The sequence below is a fragment of the Lyngbya sp. CCY1209 genome (assembly GCF_055795065.1).
Genome location: NZ_JAYFER010000581.1, coordinates 43855 through 62992, shown reverse-complemented (window position 1 = coordinate 62992; position 19138 = coordinate 43855). Strand labels below are relative to the sequence as shown.

At 53.9% G+C, this 19138-nt stretch carries 18 protein-coding genes; 10 read left to right on the top strand and 8 right to left on the bottom strand.

Annotation, left to right across the window (positions count from 1 at the left end; all coding sequences use genetic code 11):
* Positions 1–192: 192 nt before the first annotated feature.
* Positions 193–837, bottom strand: a complete 645-nt coding sequence (locus AC0QHF_RS21050; protein WP_324706199.1) for a calcium-binding protein — start codon at positions 835–837, stop codon at positions 193–195.
* An 85-nt stretch (positions 838–922) separates the two neighbouring features.
* On the opposite strand from AC0QHF_RS21050, the gene AC0QHF_RS21045 reads away from it, so the two are divergent.
* Positions 923–1576 carry a DUF2301 domain-containing membrane protein gene (locus AC0QHF_RS21045; protein ID WP_375341453.1) on the top strand — a complete coding sequence of 218 codons (654 nt, stop codon included), beginning with the start codon at positions 923–925 and terminating at the stop codon, positions 1574–1576.
* A 564-nt stretch (positions 1577–2140) separates the two neighbouring features.
* The gene (locus tag AC0QHF_RS21040) at positions 2141–3613 is read left to right on the top strand and encodes a haloacid dehalogenase-like hydrolase (RefSeq protein ID WP_324706198.1); all 1473 of its coding nucleotides are present in this window, start codon (positions 2141–2143) and stop codon (positions 3611–3613) included.
* Between the two features lie 73 nt (positions 3614–3686).
* On the opposite strand, the gene AC0QHF_RS21035 is transcribed toward AC0QHF_RS21040, so the two are convergent.
* Positions 3687–4190, bottom strand: coding sequence for a hypothetical protein (locus AC0QHF_RS21035; protein WP_324706197.1), 504 nt, complete (start codon positions 4188–4190; stop codon positions 3687–3689).
* A gap of 358 nt (positions 4191–4548) precedes the next feature.
* Between AC0QHF_RS21035 and serA the strand changes: the two genes are divergently transcribed.
* The 4 genes from serA to AC0QHF_RS21015 all read left to right on the top strand — a co-directional run bounded on the left by serA (position 4549) and on the right by AC0QHF_RS21015 (position 8070).
* Positions 4549–6132 carry a phosphoglycerate dehydrogenase gene (serA, locus tag AC0QHF_RS21030; protein ID WP_324706196.1) on the top strand — a complete coding sequence of 528 codons (1584 nt, stop codon included), beginning with the start codon at positions 4549–4551 and terminating at the stop codon, positions 6130–6132.
* Between the two features lie 136 nt (positions 6133–6268).
* Entirely contained in the window at positions 6269–7162 is an 894-nt protein-coding gene (prmA, locus tag AC0QHF_RS21025) for a 50S ribosomal protein L11 methyltransferase (RefSeq protein WP_324706195.1), read from the top strand.
* A 25-nt stretch (positions 7163–7187) separates the two neighbouring features.
* Positions 7188–7610 carry a YeeE/YedE family protein gene (locus tag AC0QHF_RS21020; RefSeq protein ID WP_324706194.1) on the top strand — a complete coding sequence of 141 codons (423 nt, stop codon included), beginning with the start codon at positions 7188–7190 and terminating at the stop codon, positions 7608–7610.
* A 4-nt stretch (positions 7611–7614) separates the two neighbouring features.
* Entirely contained in the window at positions 7615–8070 is a 456-nt protein-coding gene (locus AC0QHF_RS21015; RefSeq protein ID WP_324706193.1) for a YeeE/YedE family protein, read from the top strand.
* 99 nt (positions 8071–8169) lie between these two features.
* On the opposite strand, the gene hppD is transcribed toward AC0QHF_RS21015, so the two are convergent.
* From hppD to AC0QHF_RS21000, 3 genes are all read right to left on the bottom strand, one after another.
* The gene (hppD, locus tag AC0QHF_RS21010) at positions 8170–9228 is read right to left on the bottom strand and encodes a 4-hydroxyphenylpyruvate dioxygenase (RefSeq protein WP_324706192.1); all 1059 of its coding nucleotides are present in this window, start codon (positions 9226–9228) and stop codon (positions 8170–8172) included.
* Positions 9229–9446: 218 nt separating this feature from the next.
* Complete coding sequence (locus AC0QHF_RS21005) at positions 9447–10859, bottom strand: NYN domain-containing protein (RefSeq protein WP_324706191.1); 1413 nt, start codon at positions 10857–10859, stop codon at positions 9447–9449.
* Between the two features lie 136 nt (positions 10860–10995).
* A complete protein-coding gene (locus tag AC0QHF_RS21000) occupies positions 10996–12267 on the bottom strand; it encodes an APC family permease (protein WP_324706190.1) in 1272 nt (423 codons plus the stop codon).
* Between the two features lie 258 nt (positions 12268–12525).
* Between AC0QHF_RS21000 and AC0QHF_RS20995 the strand changes: the two genes are divergently transcribed.
* Entirely contained in the window at positions 12526–12741 is a 216-nt protein-coding gene (locus AC0QHF_RS20995) for a hypothetical protein (protein ID WP_324706189.1), read from the top strand.
* 272 nt (positions 12742–13013) lie between these two features.
* Here AC0QHF_RS20995 and AC0QHF_RS20990 read toward each other — a convergent pair whose 3' ends face one another.
* A complete protein-coding gene (locus AC0QHF_RS20990; RefSeq protein WP_324706188.1) occupies positions 13014–13583 on the bottom strand; it encodes a Uma2 family endonuclease in 570 nt (189 codons plus the stop codon).
* A gap of 485 nt (positions 13584–14068) precedes the next feature.
* Between AC0QHF_RS20990 and AC0QHF_RS20985 the strand changes: the two genes are divergently transcribed.
* Positions 14069–15577, top strand: coding sequence for a UbiD family decarboxylase (locus AC0QHF_RS20985; protein WP_324706187.1), 1509 nt, complete (start codon positions 14069–14071; stop codon positions 15575–15577).
* 91 nt (positions 15578–15668) lie between these two features.
* Positions 15669–16412, top strand: a complete 744-nt coding sequence (locus AC0QHF_RS20980) for a hypothetical protein (protein WP_324706186.1) — start codon at positions 15669–15671, stop codon at positions 16410–16412.
* Between the two features lie 351 nt (positions 16413–16763).
* On the opposite strand, the gene AC0QHF_RS20975 is transcribed toward AC0QHF_RS20980, so the two are convergent.
* Entirely contained in the window at positions 16764–17456 is a 693-nt protein-coding gene (locus AC0QHF_RS20975; protein WP_324706185.1) for a Mo-dependent nitrogenase C-terminal domain-containing protein, read from the bottom strand.
* Positions 17457–17728: 272 nt separating this feature from the next.
* The gene (locus AC0QHF_RS20970) at positions 17729–18028 is read right to left on the bottom strand and encodes a 30S ribosomal protein PSRP-3 (RefSeq protein WP_324706184.1); all 300 of its coding nucleotides are present in this window, start codon (positions 18026–18028) and stop codon (positions 17729–17731) included.
* Positions 18029–18125: 97 nt separating this feature from the next.
* Here AC0QHF_RS20970 and AC0QHF_RS20965 point away from each other — a divergent pair, with 97 nt between their 5' ends.
* Positions 18126–18899 (top strand): TIGR01548 family HAD-type hydrolase, encoded by a 774-nt coding sequence (locus tag AC0QHF_RS20965; RefSeq protein ID WP_324706183.1) that lies wholly within the window; start codon positions 18126–18128, stop codon positions 18897–18899.
* Positions 18900–19138: the final 239 nt, after the last annotated feature.

The following is a 19138-nucleotide window of genomic DNA, read 5'->3' as shown; positions in this document are numbered from 1 at the left end:
ACATTGACTATGCCTTTAAGAGTTCAGTTTTGGACGGCTTAAGAATCCCCGCGTCTTTAGACCGGGGAGAAGTCAAGCTTAAATTTCGGGAGCCGAGGAATTGTAGGGGCGCTGCGTCTTGCGCCCTTCGACAATTAACCATGAACAATTAACAATTAATAATTAATATTAGACGATTGTTAATTGTTTTTTTTATTCTGAAAAATAGTTCAAAAACCACAGGGAATAATCTTCGATCAACTGATAGTTGATCGAATCCGGATCGGTGGCTTCCAATTCCACCAGGGGCAGGGTGAATTTTTTTCCGTCGCTCAACCTTTGGACTTCGACTTTAATGCCGTCTTCTAGATCGAATTGATGGGAAAATCGCACCAGTAAAAAAATGTCGCTGTGGGAGGGATTGTGTTTTTTCAGTTTTTCATATTGGCTCCGAGAACCCGAACCGAATAAATATTTTTCTTCCCACTCAAATTCATCGACTCCGGTCAGATGACAGGGATTTTCAACGTGCCGTTTGAGATAGTTTAAATAACAGTTGAGCTGTTTTTTCGGGGAGGCGGAAACGTGGGTTCCCAAAATTTCTCTAATCTGGGCTTCAAAGGCTTCGAGATCGAGGTCGTCTCCTTCATCTTCGAGCAATTGTTCCGGGCTGATGAGTCCGAGGGCTTCCATTTTTTCGAGGACCGTCACCAGGGATTCCGTTAGGTCGGGATCGGCGGCATCTCTGACTTGAACGCTGGAGGTGAATTGGATCGTCTCGTCAATTTGAATGGGTTGAAGCGTTTCGGGTTTCGGGTGGGGCGATCGCCGTTTGAAGTTCTGCTCGAATTTGGGCATGGTGGTTCGTTGGGTACAGGGGCATTGGTTTAATATAGATTAAATGGCACTTAGAATTAAATGGGAGACGGGAATTGTGACTCAAATGTCGCACTCATCTGAGTCTGAAGTCTATCAGGGACAGTTCGGCGAATATACCATCACTGAGGACGATCGCCGGGGCGTTCTCATCTACAGGGGGAGTTTGGCGATCGCGGCCCTCTGTTTCGCCGTCGGGACGGGTTTGGTCCTGTGGCAGGGAGACAACCCCACGGTGCTCAACGCGCTGACTCCGCTTTACGGCCTTTTCTGGCTGGCTCTGGGGGTTAGTCTGTTCACCATTCACATCTATTCGATTATTCTACACCGACTGCTTCAGTTGTTTTGGGCGATCGGGGGCGCGGCTTCCCTCGCCGTGGGGCTCCAAAGTCCGGAACCCTTCGCCCTGGCTGTCTACGGCCATCCCCTCACCCTGTTCGGGGTGGGGTTCACGTTTGTTGCCCTGACGGGAATTTATTTCAAGGAAGCGTTTTGTTTCAACCGCATGGAAACCAAGTTGCTCACCCCCCTGGTTCCCCTGCTGTTGTTGGGGTACATGGGCGGCATTTGGTCGGTCATCAATCAGAAGTTTTTGTTATTCTTTTGGGCGATTCAGTTCGGAATTTTCGCGATTCGGAAGTGTTTTCAAAATATCCCTTCGGATATCGGCGATAAAAGCGTGTTTGATTACCTTCAACAGGGGCGATCGCCTCAAGCATGAGTTGGGGAACGGTTGCGAAGCGACTTTCTGAAGGGGTCGCTTTTCGCACCTCCCCGTCCCGGGAACTGCAGGAACAGGGCGACTCTCGCCCAATTTTCCGGGCTCCGATATATCAGACTGATACTGATAACTGGATGCCGACGGCGAGCAATTGAGTTCAATTGATTGTTGGAGATGGGAAGCGATCGCCGTTTGGGGCGTGGAAACGAACAAGAATCAATAAGTTGTGTTTATTTAAAGTTTTTGTAAAATGTCCGATTGGTGGGGTTTGATGGCAGCCGAATCCTTGCGTTTTGCAAAACCAATTGGGTAGAATTGTTTCGGGCAATGATTCGATCTCGATTGCATCGGAATCTGGACATCAGAAAATGGGATACCGTGGGGTTCCGTCCGCGTGGTATTTTGGATGATATCTACTCAGTCGAGTCAGACCGATATGGATCGTGAGGTGCAAGTTTCAATGGAATTGAGCCGATTTGCCAGCCCAAAAGCGATCGGTATTGTCACCCTCAATACAATTTTGCTGTCGCCTTCATTCGGGTTTTTTCTACGAAACTCTAAACTATGGAAACCATCGACGTTCCTGAAGTCTCCCTATCCCTCGAAAATCGGGTCGTCCTCGTCGATTTTGACGAGACACTGTTTCTCCGCAATTCGACGGAAGAGTATCTCAACAGCTTGCAACCCCGCAGCTTTGGGGCCATCCTCTTAATTGCCCTCGACATATTGAAACCTTGGAACCGGTTGCCCGGAAAACTCAAAGGAGACATTTCCCGGGATTGGTGTCGGGTCGTCATCGGAACCCTGCTGTTTCCTTGGACGCTTTTATTGTGGCAAAGTCGGGCCAAGAAACTGATTAAAAATCACACGAATCAGCGATTGGTAAAAATCCTGACCGATGCCTCAAATTCCCGGATTATTATCGCGACATTGGGGTTTGATTGGATCGTCAATCCGATGTTCAAACATCTGCCCTTTGTCCCGGACGGCGTGATTTCCTGTCGATTTTTGCAGGGGGCCGTCGATCGCCGGCGGGGAAAACACGAGTTGGCGAAAGCGGCCTTGACTCAGGAAGAACTGGACAACGCCGCCGTCATCACGGATTCGATGGACGACGAACAGTTGTTGAATATGGTCGGTGCCCCCTACTTCATCCGCTGGCCGGAAGCGGAATACGTCCCGGCTATGTCCGATGCCTACATTCCGTTTTTATACTTGGAAAAGGCGAAGCGGCCCGGGGAGCAATATTTCGTCCGCAACGTATTCGGAGATGACTGGCTGGCTTTGGTGTTTGCGATCGCCTGGATTTCTCCCCATCCGGTTTTGCAGGGCATCTCGCTGATCTTTTTGGTGTTATCGTTCTGGTGCATTTACGAGTTCGGCTACGCCGACAATGACTTCGTTGCCGAACGCTACGAAGACAAACCGACCCTCTCCGAAACCTACCAGCGTTACCTGAAGCGGATGAAATTGTGGCCGGCGAGTTTGTGGGCCGTCATTTTCGCCATTCCCGGCCTCTTTTTGCACGAGTTCATCAAATTTCAATCCGATTTATTGAATCCGGACGTGGAAATTCTCCGGGCAATTGGCATCGACGCGATCGCCTGGTGTGCCTTCCTGTTCGCGGTGTGGCTCAGTTTTTGGGCTTACAACCGCATCGACAAACAGACCCGAGTTTGGCTGTATTTCGTCCTCCAAATTCACAAGTGCTTCGGGTTTTTGGTGGTGGCGACGACCAACATCGCCGGCGTCATGCTCTTCGCCGCCCAAGTGCTGGCCCGCTGGATCGGCTACATCGTCTACCGGCTGGGCAAACAGGCGAAATGGATGAACTTTCCGGGGGAACTGTTCCGGTGTTTCCTGTTCGCATTTCTGATGATTTCCGTCGCCCTCGGAACCCAGCAAATTTCCGCCCTTTTGAGTTGGCAAACGGGGATCATTTTCCTGTGGACTGCCTACCGGGGACGCAAGCAATTCTGGCAAATCGTAAAGCAGGCGTACCCGATCGCCAAAGAGCGTTCCGTCGTCGCGAAATAAACGGCAGGGGGGCGGGAAAATGCAATGCGGGCGATCGCGTTGAGAATTGTCAATTTTTTCTCCGCCCCCAATTCTAAATCGTATATCCCTGAATATTTTCCGGGTTGAATTTTCGCAGGATGGAAGTGGATTTTCTGATCAGGGTTTCCGAACCCTGAACCACGACGAGATATTTGCCGGCGTTGAGGCGGTTGCGATAGGGAACCGCATCTCCGCCGCCGATAATCAACCCCACGCCGCCCCCGACGAGGAGGCTACCGAGTCCCCCGGAAATGGCGCCGAGCACCCCGCCGATGGCGTGATTGCCGATTTCTCCCGCCCAGGCGAAGGTGTCGAGTCCGGTGATGAGGCTGAAGGTGTATCCGGCGACAAATCCGAAGGGAATCAGCCAACTCGCCATCAATTTCACCTGTTTTCGGGCGGGTTCGTTGGGATCGATCAGGCCAAATTCGTCGGCACTTTTGTATCCTTTCCCCAAAATGCTGACGCGATCGGTAGGCACCTCTTCTTTTTCTAAAGCGACGTAAGCCGCCTCCGCTTGGATGCGATCGGATAAAACAGCAATCAGATAATTCATAAATGACGACAATAAAAAATCGAGGGGTAGAATTTCATTTTAATTATTGATGAACGCCGAAGCCTTGTCAATCCGACAGCTCGGACTGCGTGCGGCCTTCGGGAATCGGGAAAAAAGCCCTCGGGCGGGGACTCTCGTTCGGCTCCCCATCCCGAACCCATCGATTTTTTGTGCCGGAAACCTAAATTTTTTCAAATCATTTGCCGTGGTGCGGCCCCCTTGCCGGTACAATAGCTTACTGCGGTATCTGCCACCGCGAATTGAGAGTCCCATCGACCGGCTCTCCACCGGGCCGCGATCCCTTCAATTCGAGGACGTGGTACCCGACCCCCTGCCGTCGCAATTGATTTGCCTAACCATGCCTAAGGTTCTTGTATCTGATTCCATCGATCGCGTCGGAATCGACATCCTCTCCCAAGTGGCTCAGGTTGACGTCAAAACCGGACTCCCGCCCGAGGAACTGGTCAAAATTATCCCCGAATACGACGCCCTGATGATCCGCTCGGGGACCCGCGTCACCCAAGAGATCGTTGAAGCGGGAACCCAGCTCAAGATCATCGGCCGGGCCGGTGTCGGAGTGGACAACGTTGACGTCGCCGCCGCCACCCGCCAGGGGATCGTGGTGGTCAACTCCCCCCAGGGCAACACCATCGCCGCGGCCGAACACGCCGTCGCCATGATGTTAGCCCTCTCCCGCCACATTCCCGAAGCCAACACCTCCGTCAAAAGTGGGAAGTGGGAGCGCAAAAAATTTATCGGCGTCGAAGTCTACAAAAAGACCCTGGGCATCGTGGGGTTGGGTAAAATCGGCTCCCACGTCGCCGCCGCGGCGAAGGCGATGGGGATGAAATTACTCGCCTACGACCCCTTCATTTCCCAGGAACGGGCCGAACAGTTGGGCTGTCGCCTGGTGGATCTGGACTTGCTGCTGCGGGAGTCGGACTACATCACCCTGCATATGCCGAAGACCAAAGAAACCTACCACCTGATCGACGCCGAGGCCCTGTCGCAGATGAAGCCCTCGGCCCGGATCGTCAACTGCGCTCGGGGGGGCATCGTGGACGAAGTCGCCCTGATGGAAGCCCTGAAAGCGGATCAAATTGCCGGGGCGGCGATCGACGTTTACGAGAACGAGCCCCTGGAGGACAATTCCCCCCTGCGGGAGTTGGGTCAAAAAATCATCCTCACCCCCCACTTGGGTGCCTCCACGGAAGAGGCCCAGGTCAACGTGGCGATCGACGTGGCCGAGCAAATTCGCGACGTGTTGCTGGGACTGCCGGCTCGCTCGGCGGTGAACATCCCCGGCCTGTACCCCGACGCCCTCGAACAGCTCAAACCCTACCTGCAACTGGCGGAAACCCTGGGGAACTTGGTCAGCCAACTGGCCGGGGGACGGGTGGATTTCTTGGACGTGCGCCTGCAGGGGGATCTGGCTACCCGGGACAGCAAGCCGGTGGTGGTGGCCGCCCTGAAGGGGCTGCTCTCCCAAGCCCTGCGGGAGCGGGTGAATTACGTCAACGCCACCATCGAGGCGAAGGAGCGGGGTATCCGGGTGATTGAGACGCGGGATGCGTCGGTGTGCGACTACACCGGATCGCTGCACCTGGCCGCGAACGGGTCCTTGGGGAGCCACTCTGTGACGGGGGCGCTGCTGGGCGATCGCGAAATTCGGGTCACGAACATCGACGAATTCCCGATCAACGTGCCGCCGACCCGCTATATGCTGTTCACCCTGCACCGGGATATGCCGGGGATCATCGGCAAAATCGGCTCCCTTTTGGGCAGCTTCAACGTCAACATCGCCAGTATGCAGGTGGGCCGCAAGATCGTGCGCGGCGAGGCCGTGATGGTGTTGAGTTTGGACGACCCGTTGCCCGACGGCCTGTTGAGTGAGATCATGAAAGTACCGGGCATTCGGGATGCCTACACGGTGACGCTGTAAAGTTGGAGGGAACTGGGGAGGCGGGCCGTCGGCAGACCGGGAGGGTGGTGGCGGGAAATGCGCCCTGAGCGCCCCGCTTCGCCCCCTTCCGGCGCGGTCGGAATGTCCGGCGTAAGGCCCCCCTACAAACACTGATATGGCACATAGCTGGTGGGAAATTCGAGTCCTCTGCGATCCGGCTCTGGAAGAAACGGTCTTTTGGCGTCTGGATAGCTTCGGCTGTCGGGGAACCGCCAGTCAGACCAAAAATCAGTCCTGTTTGGTTTGCGCTTATCTGCACGAAGACCAAGCTCACCTGCTGGATCTCGCCGCCCTGTCCCTGTGGATGCGCCAGGATGCCCTGTGCATGGAAATGCAGGTGCCCGTCGTGCAGTGGGACCTGATCGACGAGCAGGACTGGGCCAGCAGTTGGAAGCAACATTGGGAACCGGCGGAAATCGGCGATCGCTTTCTCGTCTACCCGGCCTGGCTGTCCCTCCCCGAAAAAACGGACCGCCTGGTGCTGCGACTCGATCCGGGGGTCGCCTTCGGCACCGGCGCCCACGCCACGACCCAGCTCTGTTTGGAGTCCCTGGAAATGCGGTTGGGCGTCAAGGAAGACCGGCCGATCGTGGTCGGGGATGTCGGCTGCGGTTCGGGAATTCTGGGCATCGGCGCCATCTTGTTGGGGGCCAGCAAGGTCTACGGCGTGGACACCGACCCCCTGGCCGTGCGGGCCGCACGCCACAACCGCGCCCTCAACCGCATCTCCAACGAGCAGATGGTGGTCGAAGCCGGGAGCGTCGAGCAGTTGATCCGACTCGCCGGCGGCCCGGTGGACGGCATCGTCTGCAATATTTTGGCGGAGGTGATCATGGACCTGATCCCCCAATTTGACGCGATCGCCACAGCGAGCACCTGGGGCGTCCTCAGCGGCATCCTACTCGACCAGGCTAAACCGATCGCCGACACCCTCGAACAACACGGCTGGATCGTCGCCACCCTCTGGAAGCGGAAGGAGTGGTGCTGCTTCAACATCCGGCGATGCTAAATATCGAATATTGGAGGACACATCGATGGCAGAGTTTAACTGGATAACTGCGATGATCGGCGGCGCCGCGATCGGCCTGAGCGCCACCCTGCTGTTAGCCTTCACCGGACGCATCGCCGGCATTAGCGGCATGGTCAACGGCGCCGTCACCTTCGCCTCCCAGGAGGCTTGGCGGTGGCTGTTTATCCTCGGTTTGCTGGGGGGGGCCGCCCTCTACGAATACGGCTTCGCCGCCCAACCCACCCCCACCTCGACCTTCGCCCCCGCGGCGATGCTCCTCGGCGGCTTTTTGGTCGGGTTCGGCACCCGCATGGGTAACGGCTGCACCAGCGGACACGGCGTCTGCGGACTCGGCCGGTTCTCGGGGCGATCACTCGTCGCGGTGCTCACCTTTATGACCACCGCCTTCATCACCGTTTTTATCACGCGACACGTTTTGGGAGTCTAAAAAAATGAACCTCAAACAGAATGTAATTGTCCTCATTTCCGGCCTTTTGTTCGGCTTCGGACTCGGTTTGTCCCAGATGATCGATCGCGATCGCGTGTTGGGATTTTTGGATATCGTTGGCCTGTGGGACCCCACCCTGATCTTCGTCCTCGGCGGCGCCGTCGGCGTCACCGCGATCGCCTTTCGCTTCGTCCTCCGCCTCCCCCACCCCCTGTTCTCCGAAAAATTCTACCTCCCCACCCGAAAAGATATCGACTTTCCCCTCATCGCCGGCGCCGCCATCTTCGGCATCGGCTGGGGCATTGCCGGCTACTGCCCCGGCCCCGCCATCACCGCCCTCATTTTGGGCATCCTCAACCCTGTATTATTTCTCATCGCCATGATCGCCGGTTCTTTCACCTACAAATGGTATTCGACCCGCCCCAAATCCCAACCCCCCGTCCCCTCCAGTGATGGTTGATATCAAGTTCGGATAATCAGTTATTGTACAGATTTCCGACCACACCCCACCGAGCACCGAGCACCGAACACCGAGCACCGAGCACCGAGCACACCCCAATTATTTCCGCTGCAACTGCTCCCGTTCGATCGCCTCGAATAAAGCCTGAAAATTCCCTTCGCCGAAGCCCCGGGCATCCACCCGCCGCTCGATCAATTCAAAAAAGAAGGTGGGTTGGGAAAAAATCGGCCGGGTGAAAATTTGCAACAGCATCGCCTCCGACGTCGGATCTTGCCAGTCCGCCAAAATTTGCAACTCTCGAATCTCGTCCCAATCGCCCCGCAAACGGCGATCGCCCCCCTTTTCTTGCATCTGTTCGTAATAGGTTTGGGGAACCGACAGAAACGGTAAATTTCGACCTTTTAAAGAGCGGATGGCGTGAATAATATTGTCCGATCGCAGGGCGATATGTTGGATGCCCGAACCCCGGTTGACATCCAAAAATTCTTGGATTTGAGAGGTTTCCGAAGCGGGTTGATTGATGGGAAATTGGGTTTCCCCGTCCGGGTGGACCATCACCCGACTTTGCAGGCCCGAGCGATCGGTTTGGATATTAAACGTTTGTTGCGGTTGCAGTCCCAAAACCCGTTCGTACCACTTCAAAGCCGTCTCCAGATCCCCCCCATCTACATTTAATACCACATGGTCGATCGCCGTCAACTGCAGGGGCGATGGCGCTTGCCGGACGGGATTCGGACAGTGGAGGAGGAGGCGAGAGTCGGAAGGGATTCCTTTCACTTCGACGAGGGAATGTCGCAAATCTCCCCAGCCGGAAATCGTCGCCCACCGCAGGGTCCCGATCGCAAATTCGCGATGTTGTAGGGGTTCGAGGAGTTTCGCCCCGCCGGCGATCGCGCGATCGACGGCCCCATCCGCGTCCGCCACCCGAAAGGCAACGTCCGCAACGCCGGGGGGGTGGTGGGCGAGAAATTTCGCCACGGGACTGCGGGACTCTCGGGGCGAGGACAGCAAAATATAGACGGGGCCATTTGCGATCGCCTCCGTGTGACACCCCTCCGTTACCGCCTGTCCCACCCCCCGAAATCCGAGTTTCTCAATAAACCAATTGCGGGACGCTTCGGCATCCTCAACATAAAAGTGAATGTGGTCGAACTTCATAGAATGAATCAAATGAACGATGACGAGTTGGCAATTCCGACAATCCGCTTTTCAGTATAGAAGATCTCCGGAAAGCGATCGGGAACCCCCGCCCATTCAACCTGACAATGGACTCTTAAAATTATCGATATCTACCCAAAGGGAGAGGTTTAAATCGCCGGACAAGATTACCGGTCTTTGCATCAATAAAAGCGGGGAAGACGGGGAATGGCCGATTTTTATTCCGACGCCAACAAACCGACGGACTCGGCGGTTGACAGGCAAACCTGCCAACCCCTCTCCGTTTTTTCAAGTTTAAACGAATGGCAGGACTCCAAAAATTTTGGGAATTTTCCGCCGGCTTGAAATTGGCGGATCAGTTGGGTGATAGCTTGCCCGTATTTTTTATTAAAATGACTGCCCAAAATCGAGATGGGAACGAAAGGATTATCGGAATTTTGAGTCAGTTCCGCCATCAACTCGACCAGGGCCGTTTCCAAATCCGACTGCGAGGCGATGGGCGCGATCGCATCCGTCGGTTTTTGGGGGAGAGTTTCGGAAGGATTATTTGGAGATGAATTATCCTGGAATAAAGTGACGTAAATTTGCGATTTTCCGGAGGGCTGGTGGACGGCAAAAACCAGGGGATTGTTGACAAAAATATCTCGGACGTTGGCATCTGGATAATGGCAAGATACGACCTGGCTCAACGTCAATTTATATTGGTTGCGGTAAAGATTTGACAGCCTGGAAAGTTTGACCCAAGGGCTGTTGGTGCGATTTTGCTCTTCTTGGATGAGGCCTTTAAGCTGGGTCAAAAAATCTTCCACGCTGGGAATTTCCGGCGGCGGAACCAAAGAATAAGTTTCCGTCGTCCCATTCTGACTGTTGGAAACGATAATTTTCTCTTTGTCCTTGCGGACTTGATACACCGTCAGACCGTGGGATTGCAGGGTATTGCACAGGTGGATCAGGGCGCGATCGGAGGAACAGACCAGCACTTCCCGCGCCGTCGGATAGTGGACAAAAATCGACGATCCCACCGTCGCCATTTTCAAGTCTGCGCTATCTTTTCCCGCCGGAACGTGAATCAATTGATAGCCCCGCTGGTGGAACTCGGCATCTTTTTTTCCCATACTCCGCCAGTTGGCAAAGGCGACCCGAATTTGTAGGGGATAGTGGCAGATTTTTTCCAAAAATTTTTCGATCGCGCCGTCGAGTTGAATATTTTCGGCATCGAGGAGTAAAATACTAATGCCGTTGTTGCCGACTCCGCGACCGTTGAAGCCAGGAGGGGCGGAATGGGTGGCGGAATGGGTGGCGGAATTTTCGGCGGATGGGGCGGCGTCGAACAGTTGTTCGAGTTGGGGTTTGAGGCGTTCAAACTCAGCCGCGGCGATCGCATCTGAATTGAGGAGGGATTTCAGATAACCGTGAACTTTAGAAAATAATGCGTCCCGATTTTTGGCTTGACTTAACCCCGGTGTGAGTTTATCCAACAGTGCCGTCCGACATTGGGGTTGATCCCAACGAATCTTTTGATAGCGATCGTCCAGCCGTTCGGGGTGATTTTGATATAACGAAACCAGGGTTTGATAAATCAAATCCCCGATCGCATGAACCGCTGTCGTTCCATTGGTTGTCTGTGACACGCTCGACTGATGAGGCATGGGCATCGCCCTTGACAAATCGCTCAGACTTGTGATGATTACAATTTAGGGTAACACGTTCCGGGATCGGATGGGCTCGGGGGCTACAGAAAACGGCATTTCATCCCGATAGGATTCCTCAAGATCGCCCCCGGGATCGCACGATCGCCCGCCACAGGGCTCCAATTGCGATCGCCAAAACTCCAGCTACCCAAATCCGCCACTCCACCCAAAACGCCAGGAAAAAACAAGCCGCCAACCCCACCCCGGCGATCCAGCGGGGATAGAGTCTCTCTTCGGGAGACAATCGCAGCGCCGCCCAATTGGTAATTCCATAGTAAATCAAAACGTTGAAGGCGCTCAAAGACCAGGTAATCTTCAGATTTCCGATTAATACCAACAGTGCGATTGTCGTCCCCATCACCACCACAGCGGCCGTGGGAGTCGTCCCCGACGCATTCAATCTCCCCACCCGGGCGGGCATATCCCCCCGCCGTCCCATCGCCAATAATACCCGAGACAGGCCCAAAATCAAATTCAGCAACACCCCCAACATGGCCGCGATCGCACCCAGGGCCACCAATTGGGGCAGGCCGGGAACCCCGAAGGCCCGGGACGCCACCTCCAGCGGGGCAGCACCCAAACCCGCCGCCCCCGCCGTCGCCACGGCAACCCACGCCACGCCGACATACAACACCATCGTCACCGACATCGTGACAATAATTGCCCGAGGAATCGTCCGCCTCGGTTCCCGCACTTCCTCCCCCAGGGTGGCGATGCGTCCGTATCCGGTATAGGCGACGAACATCAAAGCGGTACCCTGCAACAGGGCCGCGACGGGATTTTCGACTGGGAAAAAAGGAGTCAGGCGATCGCTTCCCGCCGCCGACAAAGCCACGGGTAAACCCGACAAAATAAATACCGACAAAGACAATAAAGTAATCGAAACGATCGCAATATTGGCAATGTTAGATCGACGCAACCCGCCGAGCACCACCGCCGTCAATCCCGCCACCGCCGCCAACGCCAGGGGCACGGACACCCCCTCGCCTCCCGAGGCATTCAAAACGTAGCCGGAAAACCCCAAAGCCGCCGTCGCCGCCGAGGCACTTTTTGCCAGCAGGAACATCCAACCGGCGACGAATCCCAATTCCGGAGTTAAATAACGATAGCCGTATTCGTAGGTTCCCCCGCTGACGGGGTGGTTGGCGGCTAACTGGGCACTACTCAACCCGTTGGCGACGGCCACCATTGCCGCGAGTGCGATCGCCAAAATGACCGCCGGCCCGGAGATCCCGGCGGCGATGCCGATGCTGACAAATACCCCGGTTCCCAGGATCGACCCCAACCCCATCAGGGTGGCGCCGAAGACGCCCAATTCTCGTTTGAGGATAGATGCGGATTCTGGCATTGAACGACAAAATGCCCGATATTATCAGATCTGAGTTTAGGGGATTGAGGTTAAGGGAAGGTAATCTGGGGGGCGATCGAGACACAATCGAGGATAAAATGTTATCAAGCTGGGCGATAGTGCAGATATAGCCTCTTTCAGGCTAATCAGATACGGTAGGCATTTCAAGTCCCCCTTGCCAAGGGGGATTTAGGGGGATCGGATGTATCGCACTGGATAGAAAACTGCTATACTTTCTCTTCTGTGGCTGAACCAACGATGCTGACATATCAAGGTTACACCGCTCAAATTGAAGTCGATACAGATCGCCAAATTCTTTTTGGTTATGTTTTAGATATTAAAGATACGATTACCTTTCAGGGAAAAACTGTTGAGGAAGCGAATCAGGCTTTTCGTGACTCTGTTGATGATTATCTGGAGTTTTGTGACGAACTCGTAGGAGCGGTTCGCGAACCGCCCTTACAGGGGAATTGATTTCCGAGAAATTCGGGCATTTAAACGAATTTTATATGATGCGAGTTTTGCTTCTCTATTTACAATTGATCGCCATCCCCCCCAGTCCCCATCCCCCCCTACCCCCCTTTGTAAGGGGGGAGATAAGGGGGGAGATCGGCTTCCCTTGGGGGCAAACGTCTCGGGTTGCCCGATGTTTGAGTATTTAACCGGATTTGATATGACATTCATTTGGCGATGGAATACGTTTTGCAGAAAAACGCTGAACTTTATCAAAGATTGCGGTAAGTGGTTCAATCATCCGCGATCGCCACCCCGTCATACAAATCATCTACCGCGACGGAAACCCCCACGCTTTCCAACTGCAAAATTTCCCCCGTCCCCAATGCCTGATACATCCAAAAAGCCTCCCGCCGACGAAAACACTCTACTAAAATGCGGTCAGAACTCACCAAAACATATTCTTGCAACGTCGGAATTTGCCGATAATGTTGCCATTTGATGCCCCGATCTTTTGCCTCCGTTTTGGGAGATAAAACCTCAATTAATAGCCTCGGAAACCGAATTTCTTTGGTCGCTTCCAAATCGCGATCGTCGCAACTGACTACCAAATCGGGATAAAAATAATTCCCCGTCGCTTCTACCGTGACTTTCACATCCGACACATTCACCCGACAGCCTTTCGGACGCAAAACGGGCCGTAATTTGTCATTAAAATTGAGGGCGATATCGTTGTGGGCGATCGTTCCCCCTGTCATCGCCACCGCAATTCCATCGATCAATTCGTATCGCACATCCTGCAACGCTTCCCATTTCAGGTATTCTTCCGCCGTCATCCGGGACGAATCAGAAAACGCAATCATCGAACCGATCCCCCATTATCATTGATGCGATAATTTTATCAAATCAAATTGTTCCGAAATCGTTGTCGGGCGATCGCTTTTGGGCTTGAACCCCTCGGAAGCGCCCAAGCGCAACAACCAATACAGCAGTTTGCTCTGCTATGCGGTACATTTTTATCCCCCATTATCCCCCTTCGATCCCCCCCCGCCCCCATCCCCCCCAGCCCCCCTTTGAAAGGGGGGAGAAAGGGGAGAGCCAGAGGAGGCAACGCTAGAAATTAGTCCGGGGGAGCCAGAGGAGGCAACGCTAGAAACTTCAACGGGGACTTTCTTATTCCCCCCTTATTAAGGGGGGTTAGGGGGGATCTTTTACTGCTGTACCTCATTACTGCGCGAAGCGCTGTAACTGGGAAGCGCCCAAGCGCAACAACAGAAGTTACCTTCCCTATTTCCCATTTTTTCCCTATAATAACATTAGCTCGGAATCGTTAAAAACACTCAAAACAATGGCACGAGATCTGCGGGGATTTTTAAAAATATTGGAAGAACGGGGACAGTTGCGGCGCATCGATGCCCTCGTAGACCCGGATTTAGAAATTGCGGAAATTTCCAACCGGATGTTACAGTGCGGGGGGCCCGCCCTCCTGTTCGAGAATGTCAAAGGCGCCGCCCACCCGGTAGCGGTGAACCTGCTCGGCACCGAACAACGGGTTTGCTGGGCGATGAATATGGATAAACCCCAGGAGTTGGAAGAGTTGGGGAAAAAGCTGGGGATGCTGCAACAACCCAAGCCGCCCAAAAAAATCTCCCAGGCGATCGATTTTGGTAAAATCCTGTTCGACGTGGTGAAAGCGAAGCCGGGACGGAACTTTTTTCCCCCCTGTCAGCAGGTGGTGACGGAAGGATCGGATGTGGATCTGACCAAAATTCCGATGATTCGGCCCTATCCGGGAGATGCGGGGAAGATTATCACGTTGGGATTGGTGATTACTAAAGATTGCGAGACGGGAACTCCCAACGTCGGGGTTTATCGCCTGCAACTCCAGTCCGAGAATACCATGACCGTGCACTGGCTGTCCGTGCGGGGCGGGGCGAGACACCTGCGGAAGGCGGCGGAAAATGGTAAAAAGCTGGAAATTGCGATCGCCCTCGGTGTCGATCCGTTGATTCTGATGGCGGCGGCGACTCCGATTCCGGTAGACTTGTCAGAGTGGCTGTTTGCGGGGCTCTACGGCGGTTCCGGCGTGCAGTTGGCGAAGTGCAGAACGGTGGATTTGGAAGTCCCGGCGGACTCGGAATTTGTCCTGGAAGGGACTATCACGCCGGGGGAAATGTTGCCGGACGGACCGTTCGGGGATCACATGGGTTATTATGGCGGCGTGGAGGATTCGCCGCTGATCCGGTTCCACTGCGTCACCCACCGCAACGATCCGATTTATTTGACCACATTTAGCGGACGCCCGCCCAAAGAAGAGGCGATGATGGCGATCGCACTCAACCGCATTTATACGCCGATTCTCCGCCAGCAGGTTTCGGAAATTTGCGATTTCTTTTTACCGATGGAAGCCCTCAGTTACAAGGCAGCGGTCATCTCCATCGATAAAGCGTATCCCGGACAGGCACGGCGGGCGGCGCTGGCGTTTTGGAGTGCCCTGCCCCAATTTACTTATACCAAATTTGTGATCGTGGTGGACAAGGAAATTAATATCCGCGATCCGCGTCAGGTGGTGTGGGCGATTACCTCAAAAGTTGACCCGTCTCGGGATGTGTTTATTCTCCCCGATACGCCCTTTGATAGTTTAGATTTTGCCAGTCAAAAAATCGGCTTAGGGGGACGGATGGGCATCGACGCGACCACCAAAATCCCCCCGGAAACGGAGCACGAATGGGGGGAACCGCTGGAGTCCGATCCGGACGTGGCGGCGATGGTGGAACGCCGCTGGGCGGAGTACGGTTTGGGGGATGTGAATTTGACCGAAGTTGACCCGAATAAGTTCGGGTATGAAATGCGATAGTTACCCAGGGGGTAAAGCCCAAAAACTTTCCCCCCTTTTCTATTGGAAATTTTCGGTCAGACAATTGGAAACAATATCAGGTGAGTGGACGATGGGTAAGAAGCGATCGCGACACAAAAAAAAAGGTCGAAGAATAGACAATTTTTATGCGTCTTTCGATATAGATGATTTGGTGAAAACATCGCGGAAATTAGTCGCCAATTCGGACGGAAAAATTGTCACCGATGCGGGATGGGAAAGGTTGACCTTTGCAGAGGCTTGTCAATACTTTCCAGCGGAAGAGATTCGGGAGTGGTATCAACAAAACTGGCAAGATGCCGATCTCGAATACTTGATTGACGACCTCGAAATCGATCTGGATTTGGAAGATGACGAGGCGGTTGAACGGTTTTTAGAAACCTATGACTGGACTCCCACAACCCTTGAAATTATCGTTGCCAAAGCCGTTTATCAAGACCATGCTTGGGCTAGACCATTGGTGATGGCATGGCGCGAATGGGACAGCGAGATTTTCGAGAATTATGAAAGCCAAGCCCTGTCACTAGGAATCTATATGAGAGAACAGTTAAACTTGGATATTCCGGTGATTAATGACTGTCAAAAAGCGGTCATATGGTTCTCTGGATATCCCTTCGTTGGCTGGCAACGCCGGAGATTTGTCAAACCTGCACACGCTTTGAAAATCTCCAAAGCGACCCGAGTTATCACGGAATTAGAGTGGGAGGAATGGGAAAGTAAATTGTGTGATAATGTGGAGTGTTCTATAGAGGATTTGTACGAGGAACTTCATTCGCCATACTATAGTCGCCATTACGGCTATTGGCTGGATAAATGATATCATGTCCGCTCTAATAGTTTTTATGAAAACTATTGCTGTCATTCAAGGAGCAAAAATCGATATGATCACTGATGCCCGAAACTTGACATGATTCGGTGAGGCCGAGTGAGGCGACTCCCATCTTTTTGGGTTGGGTTTCGTGCCTCAACCCGATTGACTTCGTCGCATTTTTGGCGATCGCTATCAATCCAGGGCGTTTCAGAAATATCGCCCGTCCGGATGAGCCCATCGGAGGAAGTGTCAAGCGAGGTGGATGGGGGATGATACCAATATAAACACAAGAGATGCTACGAGAACAGCCTGCCCCGAGTGGAGCAGGCTTTTTTTCTTTTTTTTCTGGTCTTTGAACTAAAAATATTGGGAGACATCCTCGTTGCACTCGTCGGCGAGGTAAGATAGAGCCCGAAAGCGCAGGCCGACGAGTTGTTCGTAGAGGGGGTTGAGCTTGCACATGGGGGGGATGTGGACGATTTTGTGTCCGAAGAGTTTGATATCCCGCTCGAACGGACATTGGGGGGGAACCATTTTGCAGATGAAATGGGCGACTTTCGGATCGTGAAGGTCCCAGTCGTCCAACCAGTGCTTGACGGGACTGAGCACGTCAACGGGGTGATGTTTTTTGCGATCGGATTTTGGGGACGGCTTGCACCATCCCTCCGAAACATCTTCCAGGGTATGTCTCAGGGACTCCAGGGCCTTGACTTTTAAATCCAAAGCCTCACAGAATTGGTGCAGGATGTCATCTTCGCAAACCGAATAAATCCCATCCGCGAGGGCGACCATCACCGCCGTCCGCAAGAAGTTTTCGCCGATCAGCGTGTGGCGTCCCAAAACCGCCGCCAGTTCCCCGGGCGAAATAGGTTCGAGGGTATCGACATCCATATCGCTGGCGAGGATGTCGTGGGTGATGGAGGCGATCAATTCTTTTTCTTCTTCGTCGAACTGACCGTCAGCCCAGGCTAACGTCAGCAGGCCTCGAATCCAGGCGACGGTTTGTTCCCTAGTGTACTGGTACTGGGAAGATTGAGCGGTGCTGTTCATCAGTTCTCCTCGCGGTGAGATCTCCTGTCCAGAATGAGCCCTTCTAATATCGAAAGTCCGTCCGACCGATTCGGGTTCGGGCGACCCGATTTAGAAACTTGATTAGGATTGTCTGTCCAACAGTATGCCCGCAATTCCGGATCGTATCCGTGACGTGTCGCACAGTTTCATTCTATCGCGGCGATCGCGCTGAAAACCTCCCCCAAACAGAGCAAAAGCCTACACCACCGGGCTGTAGGCTCAAACTCGTTAAATTATTGCACCGGTTCGGATCAACTGCTACCAGTAAAGATGACTTCGGGAAACTTGGCTTGGGCCTCCCCGAGGGGACGCCGTCTGCCTTCTTCCTGCCAGTAGTTGATGACTTCAGTCGCTTTGTTGAGCAACTCGATGCGCTCGACATCGCCAATCCAGCGCTTGGCTTCCATTTCCGTTTTGAGTTGTTCCCAGGCGTCGTTGCGGGGCCAGAAAAAGTAGGAGGTGAGGGGGCTGCTGCCCTTACCCACCACTTGGTCAACGGCCAGCGCTACATTATCATCGAGCCAGAGAACTTTGAGAACGAACCTTGACAATTACACCTCCGGGTCAATCCGAGTTCATTTCAAAAAATACACAGCGTACTATTATAACACAGCATCGATGTTCTGTAGCCATTCGACTCGACCGAATATGAAAGCCATCGCAATTTTCGATATTGACGGAGTGATCCGGGACGTGGGAGGGTCTTACCGGCGGGCGATCGCGGATACCGTCGAACACTTCACCGGCAGCTACCGCCCCACCCTAGCCGACATCGACCGCCTCAAGTCCGAAGGAATCTGGAACAACGACTGGGAGGCCTCCCGGGAGTTGATCGGCCGGCATTTCGAGAGTCGGGGCCAATCTCGGGATGCGATCGCCCTGGATTATGACGAAATGGTGGCCTTTTTCCAATCCCGCTACCGGGGTTCCGATCCCGACAACTGGACGGGTTACATCTGTTCCGAACCCCTGCTGTGCACCCCCGACTATTTCCGCCACCTCACCGACGCGGCGATCGGTTGGGGATTCTTCAGCGGGGCGATGCGGGACGAGGCCCTGTACGTTTTGCGGGGAAAACTCGACCTGAGAAACCCGGCCTTGATCGCGATGGAGGATGCCCCCGGAAAACCCGACCCCAGCGGATTATTCGCCACGATTTCCCAGGTAGAAGCCGAAGACTCGACCCTTCCGGTGGTCTACGCCGGCGATACCGTCGCCGACCTCTACACGGTGCAAAAAGCCCGGGAACACCACCCCGGCCGGACTTGGGTGGGAGTCGGCATCTTACCCCCCCACGTCCGGGAAAACCCAGACCGTCGGGAAGCCTACGAGAAGACGCTCAAAAATGCCGGGGCGACGGTCGTCCTCGATCGCGTGGAGAACCTGACACCCGAGCGGATTTTGGCAATAATTCATCCATAATTTGTCTCGGTTCAAACGAGTCAGAATCGGCCGACCGACTGGCCGGATGCAAAAATAAAGTTTTATCAAAAATTGAGAACATCCAGCCGTTTCTTTCGTTATCTTTAAATGAGTCGGAGCTTGGATTTCGGCTGTCCCCGTCGGGTGTATCTTCTCAGACGGCAATCTCTGGGGAGATCAAAGCCGTCGAATGTTCGGGGTGTCTCATTTTTTTTGACCATTCCTTTTGATCCTTGAAG